Origin of the sequence: Myxococcus guangdongensis, assembly GCF_024198255.1 — a bacterium.
Taxonomy (GTDB): Bacteria; Myxococcota; Myxococcia; order Myxococcales; family Myxococcaceae; genus Myxococcus; species Myxococcus guangdongensis.
The window spans coordinates 189,965-208,740 of sequence record NZ_JAJVKW010000014.1; the positions used below are offsets into that span (position 1 = coordinate 189,965).

The 18,776-nt window shown below is 69.8% G+C and carries 11 protein-coding genes; 8 read left to right on the plus strand and 3 right to left on the minus strand.

All coding sequences use genetic code 11. From position 1 onward, the window contains the following. Window positions 1-65 precede the first annotated feature (65 nt). Entirely contained in the window at window positions 66-3,176 is a 3,111-nt protein-coding gene (locus LXT21_RS34965; protein ID WP_254042567.1) for an NAD(P)-binding protein, read from the plus strand. A 10-nt stretch (window positions 3,177-3,186) separates the two neighbouring features. Here the strand turns inward: LXT21_RS34965 and LXT21_RS34970 are convergent, their stop codons facing one another. Continuing rightward, window positions 3,187-4,500 carry an acetamidase/formamidase family protein gene (locus LXT21_RS34970; RefSeq protein WP_254042568.1) on the minus strand — a complete coding sequence of 438 codons (1,314 nt, stop codon included), beginning with the start codon at window positions 4,498-4,500 and terminating at the stop codon, window positions 3,187-3,189. 118 nt (window positions 4,501-4,618) lie between these two features. Here LXT21_RS34970 and LXT21_RS34975 point away from each other — a divergent pair, with 118 nt between their 5' ends. Both LXT21_RS34975 and LXT21_RS34980 read left to right on the plus strand, forming a co-directional pair. Further along, complete coding sequence (locus tag LXT21_RS34975) at window positions 4,619-5,992, plus strand: SWIM zinc finger family protein (protein WP_254042569.1); 1,374 nt, start codon at window positions 4,619-4,621, stop codon at window positions 5,990-5,992. After that, window positions 5,989-8,691, plus strand: a complete 2,703-nt coding sequence (locus LXT21_RS34980; RefSeq protein ID WP_254042570.1) for a DUF6493 family protein — start codon at window positions 5,989-5,991, stop codon at window positions 8,689-8,691. The genes LXT21_RS34975 and LXT21_RS34980 overlap by 4 nt, the downstream gene beginning before the upstream one ends. Here LXT21_RS34980 and tal read toward each other — a convergent pair. After that, window positions 8,597-9,718: a transaldolase gene (gene tal, locus LXT21_RS34985; RefSeq protein WP_254042571.1), complete on the minus strand. Its 1,122-nt coding sequence runs from the start codon at window positions 9,716-9,718 to the stop codon at window positions 8,597-8,599. The genes LXT21_RS34980 and tal overlap by 95 nt on opposite strands. Window positions 9,719-9,914: 196 nt before the next feature. On the opposite strand from tal, the gene LXT21_RS34990 reads away from it, so the two are divergent. Both LXT21_RS34990 and LXT21_RS34995 read left to right on the plus strand, forming a co-directional pair. After that, a complete protein-coding gene (locus LXT21_RS34990; RefSeq protein ID WP_254042572.1) occupies window positions 9,915-11,810 on the plus strand; it encodes a transketolase in 1,896 nt (631 codons plus the stop codon). A 36-nt stretch (window positions 11,811-11,846) separates the two neighbouring features. Continuing rightward, complete coding sequence (locus LXT21_RS34995; protein ID WP_254042573.1) at window positions 11,847-14,312, plus strand: WD40 repeat domain-containing protein; 2,466 nt, start codon at window positions 11,847-11,849, stop codon at window positions 14,310-14,312. Between the two features lie 9 nt (window positions 14,313-14,321). On the opposite strand, the gene LXT21_RS35000 is transcribed toward LXT21_RS34995, so the two are convergent. Beyond that, on the minus strand, window positions 14,322-15,140 hold the full coding sequence (locus LXT21_RS35000; protein WP_254042574.1) for a hypothetical protein: 819 nt from the start codon (window positions 15,138-15,140) through the stop codon (window positions 14,322-14,324). A gap of 109 nt (window positions 15,141-15,249) precedes the next feature. On the opposite strand from LXT21_RS35000, the gene LXT21_RS35005 reads away from it, so the two are divergent. From LXT21_RS35005 to LXT21_RS35015, 3 genes are all read left to right on the plus strand, one after another. Next, the gene (locus LXT21_RS35005) at window positions 15,250-17,223 is read left to right on the plus strand and encodes a discoidin domain-containing protein (protein ID WP_254042575.1); all 1,974 of its coding nucleotides are present in this window, start codon (window positions 15,250-15,252) and stop codon (window positions 17,221-17,223) included. Window positions 17,224-17,350: 127 nt separating this feature from the next. Continuing rightward, a complete protein-coding gene (locus LXT21_RS35010; protein WP_254042576.1) occupies window positions 17,351-18,214 on the plus strand; it encodes a GRP family sugar transporter in 864 nt (287 codons plus the stop codon). A 45-nt stretch (window positions 18,215-18,259) separates the two neighbouring features. Further along, window positions 18,260-18,769, plus strand: coding sequence for an SHOCT domain-containing protein (locus LXT21_RS35015; protein WP_254042577.1), 510 nt, complete (start codon window positions 18,260-18,262; stop codon window positions 18,767-18,769). Window positions 18,770-18,776: the final 7 nt, after the last annotated feature.

Below are 18,776 nucleotides of genomic sequence, written 5' to 3' on the forward strand. Positions count from 1 at the left end.
GTCCTCGCAGATTGTTCCGGGACACGCCCCTCGTGGCGTGTCTTGAAACACCGGGAGAGACGACCATGCCCGTACGACCTTCGTACATCCATCATGACGGCTCGGCCCTGATGCACTCGCCCTTGCGGCTGCAGCAGGCGGAGATGTATGGCTTCTTCGTCCAGGGCGAGCTGTCCCGCCTGCAGGCGACCGTCGACGCCAACCTGAACGCGGTGGCGTCCGGTCGGATGCCTCTCAAGGCCCTCTCACCATACGTCCTGCTGACCTTCACGCGCGTCGGCCACGCGAGCTCCCTCCACCCCGCGGACCAGCGCAAGGGTTGGATTACCGAGGTCGACATCGTCACCTGGATTCTCGTGGGCGAAATGAGTCCCGCGGGCAAGCTGGAACACGTCTACCTGTATCCGTGTCACATCTTCGTCGATGACACGATGGCGCTCGTCAACGGGCGCGAGCTGTTCGGCTATCCGAAGTACCTGTGCGAGTACGAGATGCCACGGGCCGGCGCCGAGGCCCTGCGCTGCGCGCTGTCGGTCAAGGCCTTCCAGTCCTTCTCGCCCGAGACGCCGCTCGCCTCGCATCCCCTGCTGGAGGTGGATGCCACCGGGCGGTCCGGAAACCACCCCCCGTTCACCCGGCTCGTCGACCTGCTCGACGAGTCCTTCGCCCTCCTGCGCACGCTGCCGGACCTCTTCGATTTGGACAGGGCCTTCTGGGCGGAGGCCCTCTCCCTGCTGAGGAGACCCCGCCTCGAGCAGATCTTCCTCAAGCAGTTCCCGGACAGCGCCGGCGTCAAGGCGGTGTACCAGGCACTCGTCGTGGCGCCCTCGGTGATCGACCGCTTCCACAGTGGACGCAGGTTGGACCACGACTACGTGTGCACGCTGCACGCGCTCGACAGCTTCCCGCTCGCGAAGACACTGGGACTGAAGCCGGGCCCTCAGGACGTCATCCTGCCGTTCTTCCTCCACTTCGACTTCACCGTCCACCCCGGCGTCGAGCGCGTCGACAACTCCTCCGTCCCGGGGGAGAAGATCGCCATCCTCGGAGGTGGCCTCGGCTCGATGACGGCCGCGTACTACCTGACCGACTCGCCCGGATGGGAGAACCGCTACGACATCACCGTGTATCAACTCGGCTGGCGTCTGGGTGGAAAGGGCGCCAGTGGACGCAACCCGGAGCTGGGTCAGCGAATCGAGGAGCACGGCCTGCACATCTGGTTCGGCTTCTACGCCAACGCCTTCAAGCTGATTCAACAGGCGTACGCCCACCTGAACCGGCCATCCGGCGCGCCGCTGGCAACCTGGCGGGATGCGTTCAAGCAGCACGACCATGTCGCCGTGGCGGAAGAGGTCGACGGTCAGTGGCGCCACTGGCCCGTCGTGTTCCCGAGCGTGCCTGGAGACCCGGGAGAGGGCGGCGAGGAACTGCCCCTCAAGCAGATGGCGGTGCTGATGGTGGGGTGGATCGAACGCTGGATCGCGCAGCTCCGCCAGGCCACCCGCGTGTGCAGACAGTCGGCGGTGGCGGACGGGAACGGGCCCGGGTGGATGGGGAGCATCACCGATGAGGTGATGGACCGGGTGGGCGAGCTCGGCGTGGACGTGACGCTCGAGTTCGGAACCCTGATGGCGCTGGTCCGCGACGAAGTGCCAGTGGCAAGGAGCCTCGACGGCATCAGACATCAGGTGATCGCCACGACCCTCCGGGGCATCCGAAGATTGCTCCACCTGCGCTATGGGAAGTGGAGCCGTCGGAGCGACGACGTGCGGCGCCTGCTGATGACACTCGACCTGAGCCTCACCACCATGAAGGGGCTGTTCGAGGATGGCGTCATCGCGCGTGGCTTCGACGTCATCAACGACATCGACCTGCGGGACTGGCTCCGCAAGCATGGCGCGGACGAGTCCCTCAGCGTCGACTCGGCGCCGGTTCGCGGCGTCTACGACCTGGTGTTCGCCTACGAGGGTGGCAATCCCGACAAGCCCAATGCGGAGGCCGGCACGCTGCTGCGCTCGATGGCGCGCATCGGGTTGGCCTATAAGGGCGGCATCATGTTCAAGATGCAGGCGGGGATGGGGGACACCCTCTTCACGCCGCTCTACCAGGTGCTGAAGCAGCGGGGCGTGAAGTTCAAGTTCTTCCAGCGCGTGGACGAGCTGGTGCCGGAGGGCGACACCATCGGCGCCATCCGGATGACGGAGCAGGTGAAGCTGGCCTCCTCACAGCAGAGCTACGACCCACTCGTGATGGTCAAGGGCTTGGAGTGCTGGCCAAGCCAGCCGAAGCTCGACCAGCTCGACCCGGGGCAAGCGGCGCTGCTGCGCGAACATCAGGTCAACCTGGAGTCCTCCTGGAGCCACTGGCCTCGCCTGTACGAAGAACGATTCGGCGCGCCGCTCCCCTCCACCGTCCTGAAGCGAGGCGTGGACTTCGACAAGGTCGTGTATGGCATTCCAGTCGCGTCGCTGCCCATCCTGTGCCCGCGCCTCCTGGAGCGCAGCCCCGCGTTGAAGGCCACGGCCGAGAAGGTCCAGAGCGTGGCGACGCAGGCCTATCAAGTGTGGCTGGACCGAGACAGCTCGAGGCTGGGCTGGCCGGCCTTCCCCCTGGGGCAGGCACCCGTCCTGACCGCGTTCACGAATCCCTTCGACACCTGGGCGCCCCTGGACTCCCTGGTGGAACGCGAAGCATGGCCGGAGGGACACGTGCCTCGAGGCGTGTCCTATTTCTGCAGTGTGTTCCCGGTCGATGCCTATCCACCGGAGAGCGACACCGACTTCCCGGCGCGGTGTGCCGCGAAGGCGAAGCAAGGTGCCATCCAGCATCTGGAGCAGCACGTCCATGCGCTGTGGCCGGCCGCGGGTCTGGCGGGCGCGTTCCCATGGTCCTGGGTCGTCGACCCTCAGGATGGAAGTGGGCCCGCCCGCTTCGACCGCCAGTTCTGGCGCGCCAACATCGACCCGTCCGACCGCTATGTGCTGTCGGTGGTGGGCAGCTCGCGGTACCGGCTGGCCACCGACGCCTCCGGGTTCTCGAACCTGTTCCTGACAGGGGATTGGATCAAGACCGGCTTGAATGTCGGCTGCGTCGAGGCGGCCGTGATGGCGGGCATGCAGACGTCACGGGCGATGTCGGGACATCCGGCGAGGATTCAGGGCGAGCACGACCTCTGAGGCCCAGACTTCACGGACTCCCACCCTGGCGTCGCATCGTGGCCAGCCGGGCCTTGTCCAGCTTCGCCGCGACACCGACGCTGCGCCCCGCGAGGTTGGCGACGACGTACTGCACGCTCGTGCCCATCACCTGCGCGCTCTCGGAGAGCGACAGGCCGTAGTCCTGCGCCAGCCACTGCGTCAGGCCGCTCGTCGCCTGGCGCAGGGCATCGTCGAGCGAGCCCGCCTGTCCCAACACCATCAGGTGCGTGGGTGACTCCACTCGCGGCATCGACGGCGCCTTGCCTCGGATGACCTCCACCGTCAGCTCCACCTCCATCGACGTCTCCAGCGCGAACTGCGACGTCTCGCCGTCCCCCTGCCCCGCGTGCGCGTCGCCCACGTAGAGCAGCGCTCCCGGCTGGAACACGGGCAGGAAGACGGTGTTCCCCTCCACCACCTCATTGAAGTCCATGTTCCCGCCGAAGCGGCCCGTGTCCCCCGTGGAGACCGGCGGCGAGCCGAAGCCCGGCGCCACCGCCAGCCCGCCCAGCATCGGCCGCAGCGGCACCGTGAAGTCCTTCAGCTTCTCCGTGGGCGACTCCGGCCGCGCCACGCCCTTCTCCCAATCCAACGTCCAGCGCACCGGCTTGCCCAGCTCCGTCGCCTTCGACGCCAACAGCGGCGTCATCGCCCGTCCGACGATGCTATCCAGGCTGTCCGCGCTCCGCCGGTTCAATCGCAGGCGCTTCAAGTGGACCGCCAGCATGTCCCCCGGCCGTGCATCCGCGATGAAGAACGGCCCCGTCTGAGGATTGCCATACAGCGCGCGCGACACACCGTGCTCATCCATTCCACCGGAGTCGAGCGTCGTCGTCTTCACCGTGTCCCCGGACCACAGTGTCAGCACCGGCGCCCGGTCCGCGGAGAACTCATTCGACCACGACGTCGGGGTGAACTCATGCCGACGCGGCGGGCCCGAAGGCCGCTCCGGAATCCGGCGCGCCGTGAAGGCCCGCTTCACCCGCGCCTTCTTGTCGTTCGTGTCCGGCACATCCGCCGTGCCCTCGAGCCGCTCCCCCCGCACCTTGCCCGTGTAGACATAGCGAGCCTGACGTGAGTCGGTGACGGTGAAGCGGACCTCATTGCCCGTGCGCTCGCCCTCCAGCGCGTCACCGTCGAACGTACCGGCGAGCGTCTTCCCCGAGCGCTCCAACGTGAGCCCCTGGTACAGCGCGTTGCCCCACATGTCCGTGGTGACGACCCACTCCTCCTTCACCACCGACTGCGCGAGCACGAGGGACGGGACGCAGCAGAACAACCAGGCCAGGTAGAGTCGTCGCATGTCCGCGGCACCATGCCAGAAGCCCGCTCCCGATGCGTGGGGCCCAGGAGACAAAGCAGGCGAGCGCCACGCGGTTGGTCCCGTCACATCACCGCGATAGCCTGGGCCACCGGACACCATGACTGCGCTGAACCATACCTATCTGTACGCGGGCCCCTCCGAGCTCGTCCCCGTGGAGAAGGGGCACGCGCTGCGGCTCATGACGTCGGGCGGCGGCGCGCCCCAGCCGTACTTCTTCGAGGGGCGCCTGCTGCAGCCCCGACTGACGGCGCTGTCGCTGCGGGCCCTCTCGCGCGTGGTGGGCTCGCGCTTCTTCATCCCGCCCGCCATGTTGAATCGCATCCTGCGCGAGGCCGACCCGGTGGTGACGTGCGGGCGAGGCATGCTGCGCTTCGAGGGTTTCTCCGGCTGCGCCAGCACCTACGCCCGCGTGGACCTCACCCCCGCCGCCTACGAGGGTGACGTCGCGTCCTTCGGCACGACGAACGTGGACTTCAACGCCGCCATGCGCGCGGCCCTGTCCACCGTGCGCGAGGAGGAGCCGCTGTCCCTGTCCGTCGGCCACGCGGAGGTCGCGCTCCAGCGAGGCGACACGCGCGTGGTGGAGCGCAAGGTCCCCCTCCCCTTGCGCTGGCTCAAGGGCTTCGCCGAGGTGCAGGCCTACCTGTCGCGCCTCACGCCCTTCGCCGAGCTGTCCGCGACGGAGGCCCTGCGCTTCCTCCGAGGCCTCCCCCGGACTCGCGGCGACAAGAGCGTCCACTACCTGGTGCCCCAGGGGCGCAGCGTGCGATTGAGCTCCACTGCGGCGAAGGACGCGATGCGCATCACCGGCCTGGAGCGACTTCGGGTGCTCGAAGACCTGGTCCCCTTCGCGAAGCGGCTCGTCCTGCACGCGGACCCGCGAGGACAGGCCAGCGTCTTCGTGCTCGACCTGGGAGCTCCACGCTTCACGCTGGCGCTCTCGAGCGAGGTCTGGCGTGGCTTCTCCGGCGAGGGACAGGCGCTGACGGCCCTGGCGCAACAGGCCCAGGTGGAGCAGGTGCTGAGCACGCTGCGCGCGGAGCTGCGCTGGGAGGCCGTGCTGGAACCGCGGGCGCTGGCACGCAAGCTGGGCACTCCCGAGGCGCTCGTCCGGCAGGGGCTCCAGGTGCTCGGCGTGCGAGGGCTGGTGGGGTTCGACTCGCAGACGGCCGCGTTCTTCCACCGTGAGCTGCCCTTCGACTTCGCGCAGGTCGAGGCCCTCGCGCCGCGCCTCGCGGATGCCCGGGCCTTGCTCGCTGCGGGGGCGGTGGAAGCGGACGCGAAGGAGCCTGGCGCCTTCTGGGTGCGCGGCTCGGACGTCACGTACCACGTGCTCCTGGACGCAGAGGGGGAGCCGCTGCGCTGTGGCTGCCCCTGGTTCTCCCGGCACGCGCTGGACCGAGGGCCGTGCAAACACCTTCTCGCGGCGCGGCTGCACGCCCATCGCGCCGAGGACGACGATTCGGAATGAGCGCCTCCTTGCTGGACCCCCTCCTCGCCGCGCCGAGCCTCGAAGCCAGCACCGCCCTGCTGGAGCGCCTGTCCCAAGCCGAGCGGAGGAAGCTCGGCGCCGAGGTGACGAGCCGACTCAAGGCGCTCCATGACGAGCCCTATACCCAGACGCTCCCGCCACGCCTCCACGCGCTGACCCTGCTGTACTTCTTCTGCGTCCCGCCCTCCGAGTGGAAGCGGAGGCTCCTGTCGGGCCTGCCCGAGGAGACCGCCCAGGTGGCCCTGAAGCTGGAGGCCCCGGGGCTCGAGGACGCGGCCGAGCGACTGGTCGAGCTCGACACCGCCTTCGGCGCGGTGGCCCGAAACCTGGTGCGCGCGGGCGTGTCGCGGCGCCCCACCCACGACAACTACATCCTGAGCCTGCTGGGCGTGGACGTGCGCTTCAGCCCGAACCCGCTCGACGCCGACCCGCGCGTGCGCGAGGACGAGGTGTGGCACCTCTTCGAGGTCGAAGGTGGCGGCGAGCTGAGCCTCGCCGCGAGGGACAAGTACACCCCCGACGCGAAGACCTGGGCCCAGACGTTCCTGCGTCACATGCGCCAGGGGACCCTCGACCGCGCGCGGCTGCTGGACGCCACGCTGGGCGCCCTGGAGCGCGACTTCGCGGCCTTCCGGGCGGGCTGGTTCTCTCGCTTCCATCAATCGATGGAGCCGACGCACGCGGAGCTGGAGCGACACCGCGAGCGATACCTGCGCCTGCTGGGCAGCACCATCCCGGCGACGGTCAGCCTCGCGCTGGAGGTGGTGGGCACGCTGGACGCGCGCCGCCCCTACCCCGAGTCCACCTTGCGGCCCGCGCTGGAGCCCGTGCTCCTCGCCCGACACAAGGCCGCCGCGCAACAAGCGACGAAGCGGCTGCTGGCCCTCGCCGAGCGGGAGACCGCGGACGCCCGTCAGCGCGTCCTGCACACGCTGGCCACCGGCCTCTCTCACGAGGACGTGGATGTGCAGAAGGCCGTGTTCAAGGCCCTGACGACCCTGGCGAGCCCTCCCGATGCGACCCTTCGTGCCGCGGTCGAAGAGCGCGTGGACGCAGTCGCCGCGTCGCTGAAGAAGCAGGTCCAGACCTGGCTCGGCGCGGAGTCGGTCCGCGCGCCCCCGTCAAAGGCGGCGCCCGTCCCACCCTCGCCCCCCAATGAGGTCGACAGCGCACCGGTGTCGCCGTGTGAGCCCCGCTTCGCGGTGTCCCCCATCGAGGACCTCGACTCCCTCATCGCGGCCTTCTCCTCGGGCCTCGAGGACGCGAGCGACCCGATGGAGGTCGAGCGCCTCCTGGATGGCGTGGCCCGGCTCGGAGGACAGCGGCCCGACGACTTCGCGCGCCGGACCTCCGCGCTGGGCAAGCGGGCGAAGAAGTCGTGCGCGAAGCCCTATCAGGAGCCCATGGCCTTCCGCCTGGCCAGCCTCGCCCTCGCGTGGCTCGCGCCTCACGGACAGGCCGTGGCCGCGCTGCGCGAGCTTCCCAAGACCGAGCTCTCGCCCGCGCACAAGGTCTTCCTCCCGCTGCTGGACGCGCGCCTCCTGGACATCGCTCGCGCGCTCGACGCGGGTCACACCGACGGACTGTTGTCGCTCCCCTCGCACGCGGGTGGATGGATTGCGCCGGAGCGACTGGTGGAGCGGGTGCTCGCGCGAGCCACCGAGCCCTCTCACACGGACTTGTCCGTCGCCCTGAGCCGACTCGCGCCCGCGGAGAAGTCACGCGCGGCCCAGCCACCATCGCGCAAGGGCCAGCCCCATGGGGAGACGTTGAAGCTCATCGACTGGACCTCGGGGCTCGGACGCACGGAGCCTCGTGGACCCGAAGCGTTCCTGGCCGTGGCGCGCAGGCTCCGGGGCGTCACCGAGCCTTCCGTCCACACCTTCACCGTCAAGGCCCGGCAGTCCGGCGAGTACACGTTCCACCACCTGCACGTGTCCACGAAGCCCAAGCTCAAGGCGACGCGCGAAGACCTCCCGGGCTGGATGCTCTCGGCGAGAATCGATGGCGTGGAGAAGCCCTACGCGCGCTGGACGGCGACGCTCTGGCCCTCAGACATGGAGGCTTACTTCGCAAGCCGCGCGGAGGGGCTGGCCGCGAACCTCGACTGGTTCGAGGCGAGCTGGGGAAACACCGCGTGCTACGAGCAACTGCTCCATCCCTGGCTGCACCTGGGCCCCATGGGGCGGCTGGTGCTCGCGCTCGGGCTCGCGGCGAAGAAGCCCGGAGAGTCCGGCGTGAGCGTGGACGCGGCCATCGATGCCCTCGCCACCGGGAGGCTCTCGCCGGAGGAGCTGGGCGCGACGATGGGCGAGCTGCGCACCACGGGTCTCGTGAAGCTCAAGCGCTGGGCCACGACGCTCACGCGGGTGGCCAGCGCGTCCGAGCACCATGCCCGGCAGGTCTCCGTCGCCCTCCAGCGCGCCCTGCGCAAGAACTCCCACGCGGCGCCTCGCGACGAGGGCTCGCTCGTGAAGCTCCTGTTGGAGCTCTTGTCCCAGACGGAGACGCGGCTCGAGGACACCGAGGCCTGGGACTACCTCCGGGACACGCCCCATCGGAAGTCCCTCGAGGCCCTGGCACCTACGTCTTCTTCAGCTGCGCCTCCACCGCCTTCAGGAGCGCGTCGAACGACTCCTCGAAGAGCCGCACGCCGTCCACCGACAGCCGCTCGGTGACGCTCTTCATCGACACGCCACCGGCCTCCAGCTGGCGCATCATCTCCTTCGCGCCGGCCAGGTCCTCCAGCAGCGTGGTGCGCACCTGGCCGTGGTCCCTGAACGCGTCGATGGTGGCCGGCGGCATCGTGTTCACGGTGTCGGGGCCAATCAGCTCCTCGATGTAGAGCACGTCCCGCAGCTTCGGGTTCTTCGTGCTGGTGCTCGCCCACAGCACCCGCTGCACCTTGGCGCCCTTCGCCGCGAGCGCCTTCCAGCGCGGGCTGCTGAAGACCTCCTGGTAGATGCGATAGGCGAGCTTCGCGTTGGCGATGGCCACCTTGCCGTGCAGCGACTCCAGCACCTTGCGCTGCTCCGCGGTGACGCCCGCCTTCAGGCGCTGCTCGATTTCCTTGTCCACCGCCACGTCGATGCGGCTGACGAAGAACGAGGCCACGCTGGACACCTTGCTCAAATCCCCGCCCGCCTTGGCGAAGCGCTCCAGGCCCGTCAGGTACGCGTGGGTGACCTGCCGGTAGCGCTCCTGGCTGAACAGGAGCGTCACGTTGATGTTCAGCCCCTCCGCGGTGAGCTGCTCGATGGCGGGCACTCCGGCCTCCGTCCCCGGGACCTTCACCATCACATTGGGCCGGTCCAGCATCTTCCAGAGTCGGCGCGCCTCGTCGAGCGTGGCCTTCGTGTCGTTCGCGAGCCGAGGGGAGACCTCCAGCGACGCGAAGCCATCGCGCCCCTTCAGCGCGTCGTAGACGGAGCGCAGGATGTCGGCGGCGCCCTGGACGTCGCGCACGGCGAGCTGCTCGTAGACGTCACCGGCCGAGCGCCCCTGGCCCCGCGCGGCGCGGAAGAGGTCCTCGTAGTCCTCACTGCCCGACACCGCCTTCTGGAAGATGGTGGGGTTGGAGGTCAGCCCCTTGAGCCCATCCTCGGTGATGAGCTTCTGGAGCGTGCCCTGGGTGATGTAGCTCCGCTGGAGGTTGTCCACCCAGACGGCCTGGCCGAATTCCTCGAGCTGACGCAGTGGATTCATGCGGTTCACACCCCCTGTCCCTGAATCTGCCCACGCGCGCCGGAGCGTGAGCGGGCCTGCACACGGGAGCCCCCTCGCCGGGCTGCCCTGCGAAGAGAGGCCCCTCGGCCGGCCACTCACCTCGAGCGCCCAGGCCGCTTCACCCAAGGCTCCGCCATCAACACCCTACGGAGGTCCCCCAGCCTGGAGAGAGACGATGGCAGACACCCTGGCAGAGCTCGCGGCGCAGCTGCGGGTCGACAGCATCCGCGCGACGACGGCGGCGGGCTCCGGACATCCGAGCTCATCCATGTCCGCGGCGGACATCGTCGCGGTGCTGTTCCAGAAGTACCTGCGCTTCGACTTCCAGCACCCGCACGCACCGGACAATGACCGCTTCGTGCTCTCCAAGGGCCACGCCTGCCCGGTCCTCTACGCCGCGTTCAAGGCGGCGGGCGCCATCGACGACGCGGAGCTCCTGACCCTGCGCAAGTTCGGCAGTCGCCTGGAGGGACACCCCAACCCCCACGTGCTGCCGCTGGTGGACGTGGCCACCGGCTCGCTCGGCCAGGGACTGGCCATCGGCGTGGGCATGGCGCTCGTCGCCCGGTTGGACCAGCGCCACTTCCGCACGTACGTGATGATGGGCGACAGCGAGACGGCGGAGGGCTCGGTCTGGGAGGCGTTCGACAAGGCCGCCCACTACAAGCTCGACAACCTGTGCGCGCTCATCGACATGAACCGCCTGGGCCAGAGCGGCGCGACGGAGCTGGGCTGGAACGGCGAGGCCTACGTCGCCCGCGCGCGCGCCTTCGGCTGGCATGCGCTCGCCGTGGACGGACATGACCTGGGCGCCATCGACCGCGCGCTCGCCGAGGCCCAGGCCACGAAGGGCAAGCCCACGTGCCTCGTCTTCAAGACGGAGAAGGGCCACGGATACTCCCTCATCGCGAACAAGGACGGCTGGCACGGCAAGCCCCTGCCCGAGGACAAGTCGCGCGAGGCCATCCAGCAGCTCGGCGGTGAGCGCGACCTGCGCTTCGACGTGAGGAAGCCGGAGGTGACGAAGCCCACCGCGAAGGCCCCGGCTGGGCCGCTGAAGCTGCCCACCTACGCCACGGACGAGAAGGTCGCCACGCGCAAGGTGTACGGCGACGCGCTCGCGGCGCTGGGCGACGCGCACCCGGACCTGGTCGCGCTGGACGCGGAGGTGTCCAACTCCACGTACTCGGAGGAGCTGCGCAAGGCGCACCCGGACCGGTACTTCGAGATGTACATCGCCGAGCAGAACATGGTGTCCAGCGGCGTGGGCATGGCGGTGCTGGGCAAGCGCGTCTTCGTCAGCACCTTCGCCGCGTTCCTGTCGCGCGCGTATGACCAGCTCCGCATGGCGGCCGTCTCCAACGCGACGCTGCACGTGTGCGGCAGCCACGCGGGCGTGTCCATCGGCGAGGACGGCCCCTCGCAGATGGGGCTCGAGGACCTGGCGATGATGCGCGCCGTCGCCGGCAGCACCGTGCTCTACCCGAGCGACGCCAACCAGACGGCCCGGCTGATGGCCGCCCTGGTGGACCTGCGCGGCATCAGCTACCTGCGCACCACGCGCGCCAAGACGCCCGTGCTCTACGCGCCCACCGAGCAGTTCCCCATCGGCGGCAGCAAGGTGCTCCGGCGCTCGGACCGGGACGTCGTCACCATCGTCGCCGCCGGGATTACGCTGCACGAGGCGCTGGAGGCTCACGCGCGCTTGCGGGACGCAGGCGTGGCGGTGCGCGTCATCGACCTGTACTCGGTGAAGCCCGTGGACGTGAGGACGCTGCGGCAGGCCGCGAAGGAGACCCAAGGAAGGCTCCTCGTCGTCGAGGACCACTGGGCCGAGGGCGGGCTCGCGGACGCGGTGCTGGAGGCCTTCGCGGACGGGACCGAGCCCTTGCCCCGCGTGAAGCGCCTCGCGGTGCGCAAGCTGCCCGGCTCCGGCAAGCCCGAGGAGCTGCTCGGCGCGGCGGGCATCGACGCGGCGCACATCGTCGAGGCCGTCCACGCCCTTCGCGACACCCCCGCGACCGAGGGCTCGCGCGCCACCGACACGGGGAAGGCACGCCGCCCCCATTGAACCCGATGGAGGGTCGCCGTGAGAATGCGGCCCTCCATGCCCCAAGACCTCGCATCCCTCACCGAGCTCTCCAACCTCGAAGCCCTCATCACCGCCGAAGGGGTGGACGGACTGCTCGCCGCGCTCGACGACGTGCTCGCCCGGACGCCCGCGGACACGCGCGTGCTGCACGAGGACGGCCCCACCGTGGGCCCCCGGACGCTCGGCGTGCTGCGCAAGGCCGTCGCGCTCGACGCGGACTTCCTGCGCGAGCACCCCGAGGCCCTCTTCCAGTGCCTCTACAACCGGCTGCGCTGGCACGACGCGCCGGACGCCGCGCCCCACTACGCCACGTCGGGACAGGCCCCCTGGAACGACCCGGAGGCCCACCTGTACCAGCTGGCGTCGTGGTGGCGACGGCAGCGCGAGTCCTCCGGCGGCACGGCCTGGGTGGAGTCCCTGCTGCCGCTGCGAGGCGCGCTGGACGGCGCCGACACGTACCTCTGGCACGAGTCCCACGTCCTGTGCGCGGCGTTCGATGCGACGGGGGCGCGGCTCGCCACCGGCTCGCACGAGGACGGCGGCAACGTCCAGGTCTGGGACGTGGCGACGGGCAAGCGACTCCAGACGATGGAGGGCCACGAGGGCGAGGTGCGTGGGATTGCCTGGAGCCCGGACGGAAAGCGACTGGCCTCGGGCTCGCGAGACCACGACGCGCGCGTCTGGGACGTGGAGACGGGCGAGCAGCTCCACGCGTTCGGACGCCAGGAGGGACAGGTGACGTCGGTGGCCTTCAGCCCGGACGGCGCGCTGCTCGCGGTGGGCAACCTGGGCTGGCGCATCCACCTGTATGACCTGGACACGGGCGAGAAGGTCACCACGCTCAAGGGGCACCAGCAGTCGGTGTTGAGCGTGACGTTCCATCCCTCGGGTCGCTGGCTCGCGTCGGGCGCGTCGGACGACACGGTGCGCGTGTGGGAGGTGGCCACGGGCGAGCAGGTGGCGCGGCTGGACGCGCAGACCTCCGTGCGCACGCTGGCCTTCAGTCCGGACGGCGAGTGGCTCGCGTGGGCGGACCTCGACGACGTCGGCGTGGCGGAGACGAAGACCTGGCAGCGGGTGCGCGGCCTGCAGGGCGGCTCGCGCTACTCCCACGTGCAGTGGCTGGGGACCTCGCGGCTGGGCCTGTTGGGCTACGACCGGCTGGAGGTGCTGGACGTGAAGGACGGCGCCACGGTGTGGTCGCGTCCCTACGCCTCGGACGGCCACGAGCGCGGCGCGGCCTTCTCGCCGGACCTGAAGCACTTCGCGCTGACGGCCGTCGATGGCGGCGTGCTCGTGAGCAGGCTCGACGCGCCCACTCCACCGATGCTCCTGGCCGAACAGCACCGCGTGAAGCACCTGTGGGGACGGGGCGAGGGCGGGCTGGCCATCGCGAAGCGGATGGACGGCATGCTCGTCATCGACGCCCACGGACAGGTGCGCGAGCCGCCTCGCGAGGCCCATGACTCCGGCCTGCATCCCTGGCGCTTGAGCCCGAACGAGGCGTGGGCCGCCTATCCCGTCACGCGCTACCTGGACGACGGGTGGCGGCGGGGCATCCAGCTGTTCGACGTGGCGCGCATGGCGCCGGCGAAGGAGCTGACCGACAAGCCGCTGGAGGGGCGGGATGCGTCCAGGAAGATGACGATGGAGCAGGTGATGACCTTCTCCCCGGACTCGACGCTGCTCGCGGGCACGTTCGAACTGGGCGTGGTGCGCGTGTGGCGCGTGGCCGATGGACGTCTGCTCCACACGCTGAAGGGCCCCGAGGCCGTCGTCACGATGGTGGAGTTCACGCCGGACGGCGCCTACGTCGTGTCGGGCTACGAAGCCCTCTCGCGGCTCCAGGTGCACGACGTGAAGACGGGGCGGCTCGTGCTCGACACCCAGGCCCTGATGAAGCCCGCGGTGGCGTTCACGGCGGCCGAGCGCGTGCCGCGCATCGCGGTGGGGCGGGCCACGGGTGAGCTCGAGCTGCTCGACCTGCCCGCGGGCTTCCGGCGCGTGCTCCAGGTCTCCGAGGAGCCGGTCATCGCCGCGCGGTTCTCCGCGGAGGGCTCGCGAGTGGCGGTGTGCACGCTGGATGACCGGGTGCGCCTGTACGAAGCGGACACGGGGCGGCTCCTGTACGAGGTGCCGCACCCCGCGCTGCCGTTCGAGGTGGCCATGGAGGGGGACGTGCTGGTCACCCGCTCGGATGACCAGAAGACGCGCTTCTTCGACCTCGCCACGGGAGCGCCCAGGGAGGTGCTCGAGGGCAATGCGCCGCCCGAAGAGGTGACCCGCCGCGCGTACTGGGAGGTCCTCGGCGACGCGCCCGTCGCGTTCCATCGCCGCATGGACACCACGCCGCTCGCGCACTTCCACGACTCGCTGGAGGAGACGCTCATCCTGCGTGACGGGCTCGTCGTGGCGCGCGGACTCACCGTTCCGGACTTCCTCTACGTGCTCAAGCTCCACGGCCCCACGGGCGGAGCCTGAGGCTCGCAATCACTCACAGCCCACGCGCCGGGGGCCCACGGCCAGGTCATCCAACCACCAGTCCGTGGGCACGGAGAGCCCCTGGTAGAGGAACACCCCCGCCTCCAGCACCGTGAAGTCGCCGGCCTTCTCGCGCGTCGGCGGTGTCTGGGTGGGCGGGTCGGCGAACACGAACCTGCGTGGCCATTCCAGCTCCACGCCGTCGAGCCACACGCGAGGCTCGGCGGCCTGGGGCGCGTCACCGTTCGCGCCGTCGAAGAGCCACTCCACGCAGGTCCACCGGTCCAACACGAGCGGCGTGTCGGAGACCTGCACCCACTCCGGGAAGCCGGGCGGCTCCGGTGGATGCCAGATGGCCATGTACTTCTCCTGGTACGTCGCCACCTCGTACCAGTCGAGCGCCTCGAACGCGGTGTCCTCGCTCTCCGGGCGAGGATAGCGCGCATTGAAGAGCCCCGCGTGTGAAGCCGGCCGCGCGGGTGTCACGTAGACGTGAACACGCCCCCACAGCACGGGGCCGAAGTCCTTCGGGAGCTGGAAGCGCACCGTCTTCTTCGGACCGCCCTGCTCACCCTCGCGGCCTCCGGCGAGCTGGCTCGCGTGCAGCGCATACCGGCCCCCATGCGCGCGCGTGTCATCCACGAGGAGTCGCCCGCCGAATTCGTCACGAAACGGTGTCCAACCGTCCGGCAGTCGCCCCTCCTCGAAGTCCCAGCACAGCGTCCCCGGCGCCGAGCACCCCGTGGACCCCGTCCGCTCCGAGGCGCGGTGGGCACACGCGGACACGAGCAACACCACGAGACATCCCGGAGCGACTGCGACGCGCATGGTCCCCACCTCTCGTGACCCGGACGGTACACCCGCCCAAATCGCGGAGGCCATGAGACATGTCCGGGGTGGTTCCGTTCTCACCCATGAGCCTCAGGAGGAGGACACCATGCGAAGGATTCCGTCTCGACTGTGCACCTTGGTGATGGGCGTGCTGCTGGGTTGTGGCGCCCCCGACGAAGCTGGCATCCCCGAAGCCCTCTCGCGACAGGCCACGGCCCTCGCGGAGCCCATCAACGTCACGCTCCACAAACCCGCCACCGCCAGCTCCACACAGGGCAGCTTCCTCCCGGAGTACGCGGTGGATGGGGACATCAACACCGATGACTCGCGCTGGTGCCCCGGCATCTACAACGAGACGCGCCTGCTGGACATCGACCTGCAGGGGACGTTCGACCTGGTGCGCATGGAGCTCTACACGGGCTTCCGCGCCGACCGCCCCATCAAGAGCTACGAGCTGTTCTACGACGACGGCACGGGCTGGAAGCCCGTCCCCGGCGCGAGCCAGACGAACAACACCAGCGTCGCGGTGTCGACGACGTTCACCCAGCCGGTGACGGCGAAGAAGGTGCGCTTCTCCTGCAAGGACCCGCTCGCGGACAACTGCCGCGTGAAGGAGCTGTGGGTCTTCGGAACGCCGCACGGCGCCGAGGTGAACATCCCGCCGGTGGTCAACGCCGGTCCGGACCAGGCCATCACGCTGCCCACCCACAGCGTCACCCTGCGCGGCGGCGCCACCGACGCGGACGGCACGGTGGTCTCGCTGTCGTGGACGCAGGTGAGCGGCCCCACGGCGACGCTCTCCGGCGCCAGCACCGCCACGCTGAGCGTCATCGGCTTGACGGCGGGCACCGCCGTCTTCCGGCTCACCGCCACCGATGACGACGGCGCCATCGGGACGGACGAGGTCAGCGTGACGGTGGCTCCCGCGCCCCAGGCGCTCACCAACGTGGCGCTCGGCAAGCCGGTCTCCGCCGGCAGCAGCAACGCCACCCTGCCGCCCTCCAACGCCGTGGACGGAAACCTCTCCACGCGCTGGGAGTCCGGCTACCACTTCCAGACGCACAACTACTTCGACGTCGAGCTCGGGAGCGCCCACGAGGTGCACGGCGCGACGCTGCACCTGTCCATCAACGCGACGTCGTCCTACGCGATGACGGCCTTCGAGCTGCAGAGCTGGGACGGCGGCTGCTGGAAGACGATTCCCGGCTCCGTGGTGGAGGGCAACCCCACCAACAACACGCAGCGCTCGGTCACCTTCACCGCGCCCGTCACCACCACGAAGGTCCGGTTGGTGTGCAAGGACCAGCCCCACTGCCGGCTGCGAGAGCTGGAGCTGTCGGGCCGGCCCGGCGTCGCGTCGACGGCGCCCACCACGTGCTCCGCCGGACAGCAGACGCTGGTGCGCAACGTGCGTTACGACTACGCGCTGTTCCTGCCCCAGCAGTACAACGCGGACCGCACCACCCGCTGGCCGCTCATCATCGCGCTGCACGGCCTGGGCGGCGCCACGCTGGCCACGGACCGCTCGGGCGTGCTGGCCAACCCCGAGGGCCTGGCGCGGCAGTTCAACTCCGCCAGCTTCCGCACGACGATGAAGGCCATCGTCATCTCGCCGAATCAGCGGCTGCCCTTCAGCAACTCGGGCACGGGCTGGTTCAGCAACGACGCGGTGATGGCCCTGGTCGAGGACGCCAAGAAGGACTACCGCGTGGACACGGACCGCATCTACCTCACCGGCCTGAGCGGCGGCGGCAACCGGAGCCTCGAGCAGGCCATCACGGACAGCGGGCTGCTCGCGGCCATCGTCCCCGTCGCCTTCACCTCCACGCCCACCAATGACGCGAACGTCTGCAACCTGAAGGCCCTGCCCATCTGGGGCTTCCAGGGTGAGTTCGACGCGCCGAGCCGCCCCGGCAACCTCAAGACCTGGCTCGACACCCGCTGCGGCGCGGGCTCCAGCGCGATGCGCGCCACCGTCATCCCGGGCGGTCGTCACGACGGCTCGACGTGGGACACGGCCTACGCCACGCCCGAGCTCTACGACTGGCTGCTCCAGCAGCGCCGCAGCCACCGCCCGTAGGCGGCCCCCGGGCGGAGGGACCGCGTCGTCACTGTCCCCCGCCCCACAGGGCCCTTGCCCACGGGACCGATTCCCGCCGCGTGCTCCAGGCCTAGATTCCGGGGGGCCGAAGGCGGGGAGCATGGGGATGAGCCTGGAGAACTGGGTCGTGCTCATCCCTCCCCTGTGCTGGGGCATCCAGCCGCTGCTCGTCGCGAAGGTGGGCGGCCTCCCCAAGCAGCAGGTCCTGGGCAGCACGATGGGCGCGCTGGTGCTGGCCCTGGTCGCGCTCAACGTCGTCTCACCCCACCTGTCGCGCACGGTGCTGCTCGCGGGCTTCGCCTCCGGCGCGTGCTGCGCGGTGGGACAGACGAACCAGTTCCGCTCGTTCGCGCTGCTCGGCGTGTCGACGGCGATGCCCGCCATCGTCTGCCTCCAGCTGCTCGGCACCTCGTTGCTGGGTGTCCTGGTGTTCCACGAGTGGCCCACGGGCGCGAAGGTGGCGCTGGGGACGACGGGGCTCGTCATCGTGATGCTGGGCGTCGCGATGACGTCCTACAAGGAGGTCCGGGACATCAAGAGCCGGTCCGAGCAGCGGGCGGGATTGATGGCGCTGGGGCTCTGCGGCGCGGGGCTGGTCGCCTACGTCATCATCCCCAAGTGGTTCGGCGTCAGCGGCTGGGATGCCATCCTCCCCCAGTCGGTGGGGCTGTTGACGACGGCCTTCCTGCTCTCGCTGCGCGGCGAGGGCCGGCCCTTCGTGAAGAAGACCTGGCTCAACATCCTCCCCGGCCTCATCTGGGCGACAGGCAACCTGGCGTTGCTCTTGGCGGACGAGCGCGTGGGCGTCACCACCGGCTTCACCGTCTCGCAGATGGGCGTCATCATCTCCACGCTCGGTGGCGTCTTCCTGCTCGGTGAGCACAAGACGCGCAAGGAGCTGGTGCTCGTCTTCATCGGCGTCGCCCTGGTGATTGCCGGGGGAATCCTGGTGGGCCAGGCCCGAGCCTGAGGCCCGCCTCACGGAGGGAGGCCCCAGGGTAGACTCGGGGCCGCCATGCCCGAGCTCACGCCCCAGAACCTGCTCATCCTCCTGGTCATCCTCTCCGTCGCGGCGCAGCTCTTCTATCGGGTCATCGCGAAGGGCGAGGGACCGCTGGGATACCTCGTGATGAAGAGCCGGGTGCTCGCGAACGGCGAGGTCGCCGAGGCCACCATCCTCGAGCAGTCGAACACCGCCATCCGCCTCCAGAAGAAGCCCTTGTACAAGCTGCATCTGCGGGTGCACCGCAAGGGACACCCGCCCTACGAGGCCCACGCCTGGACCACCGTCGCCCACCGGTTGACCACGGGCTGGGTGGCCCAGGGCAACAAGGTCCAGGTGAAGCTGGACCCGAACCACCCAGAGAAGGTGTTCGTCGTGGGCCCGCTCCAGACGCCCGCCACCGCGCTCCCGTCGGCGGACCCGGTGAAGGCGATGGAGGACCTGCGCCGCATGGTCGACGCGGGTCACATCACCCCGGATGAGTACGAGGCGAAGCGGACCGAAATCCTGTCCCGCATGTGAAGCCGGG

What these genes read in the sequence shown, in the direction of transcription:
- LXT21_RS34965 (WP_254042567.1), top strand. Translation starts at nt 66, where the DNA reads ATGCCCGTACGACCTTCGTACATCCATCATGACGGCTCGGCCCTGATG.
- LXT21_RS34970 (WP_254042568.1), bottom strand. Translation starts at nt 4,500, where the DNA reads ATGCGACGACTCTACCTGGCCTGGTTGTTCTGCTGCGTCCCGTCCCTC.
- LXT21_RS34975 (WP_254042569.1), top strand. Translation starts at nt 4,619, where the DNA reads ATGACTGCGCTGAACCATACCTATCTGTACGCGGGCCCCTCCGAGCTC.
- LXT21_RS34980 (WP_254042570.1), top strand. Translation starts at nt 5,989, where the DNA reads ATGAGCGCCTCCTTGCTGGACCCCCTCCTCGCCGCGCCGAGCCTCGAA.
- tal (WP_254042571.1), bottom strand. Translation starts at nt 9,718, where the DNA reads ATGAATCCACTGCGTCAGCTCGAGGAATTCGGCCAGGCCGTCTGGGTG.
- LXT21_RS34990 (WP_254042572.1), top strand. Translation starts at nt 9,915, where the DNA reads ATGGCAGACACCCTGGCAGAGCTCGCGGCGCAGCTGCGGGTCGACAGC.
- LXT21_RS34995 (WP_254042573.1), top strand. Translation starts at nt 11,847, where the DNA reads ATGCCCCAAGACCTCGCATCCCTCACCGAGCTCTCCAACCTCGAAGCC.
- LXT21_RS35000 (WP_254042574.1), bottom strand. Translation starts at nt 15,140, where the DNA reads ATGCGCGTCGCAGTCGCTCCGGGATGTCTCGTGGTGTTGCTCGTGTCC.
- LXT21_RS35005 (WP_254042575.1), top strand. Translation starts at nt 15,250, where the DNA reads ATGCGAAGGATTCCGTCTCGACTGTGCACCTTGGTGATGGGCGTGCTG.
- LXT21_RS35010 (WP_254042576.1), top strand. Translation starts at nt 17,351, where the DNA reads ATGAGCCTGGAGAACTGGGTCGTGCTCATCCCTCCCCTGTGCTGGGGC.
- LXT21_RS35015 (WP_254042577.1), top strand. Translation starts at nt 18,260, where the DNA reads ATGCCCGAGCTCACGCCCCAGAACCTGCTCATCCTCCTGGTCATCCTC.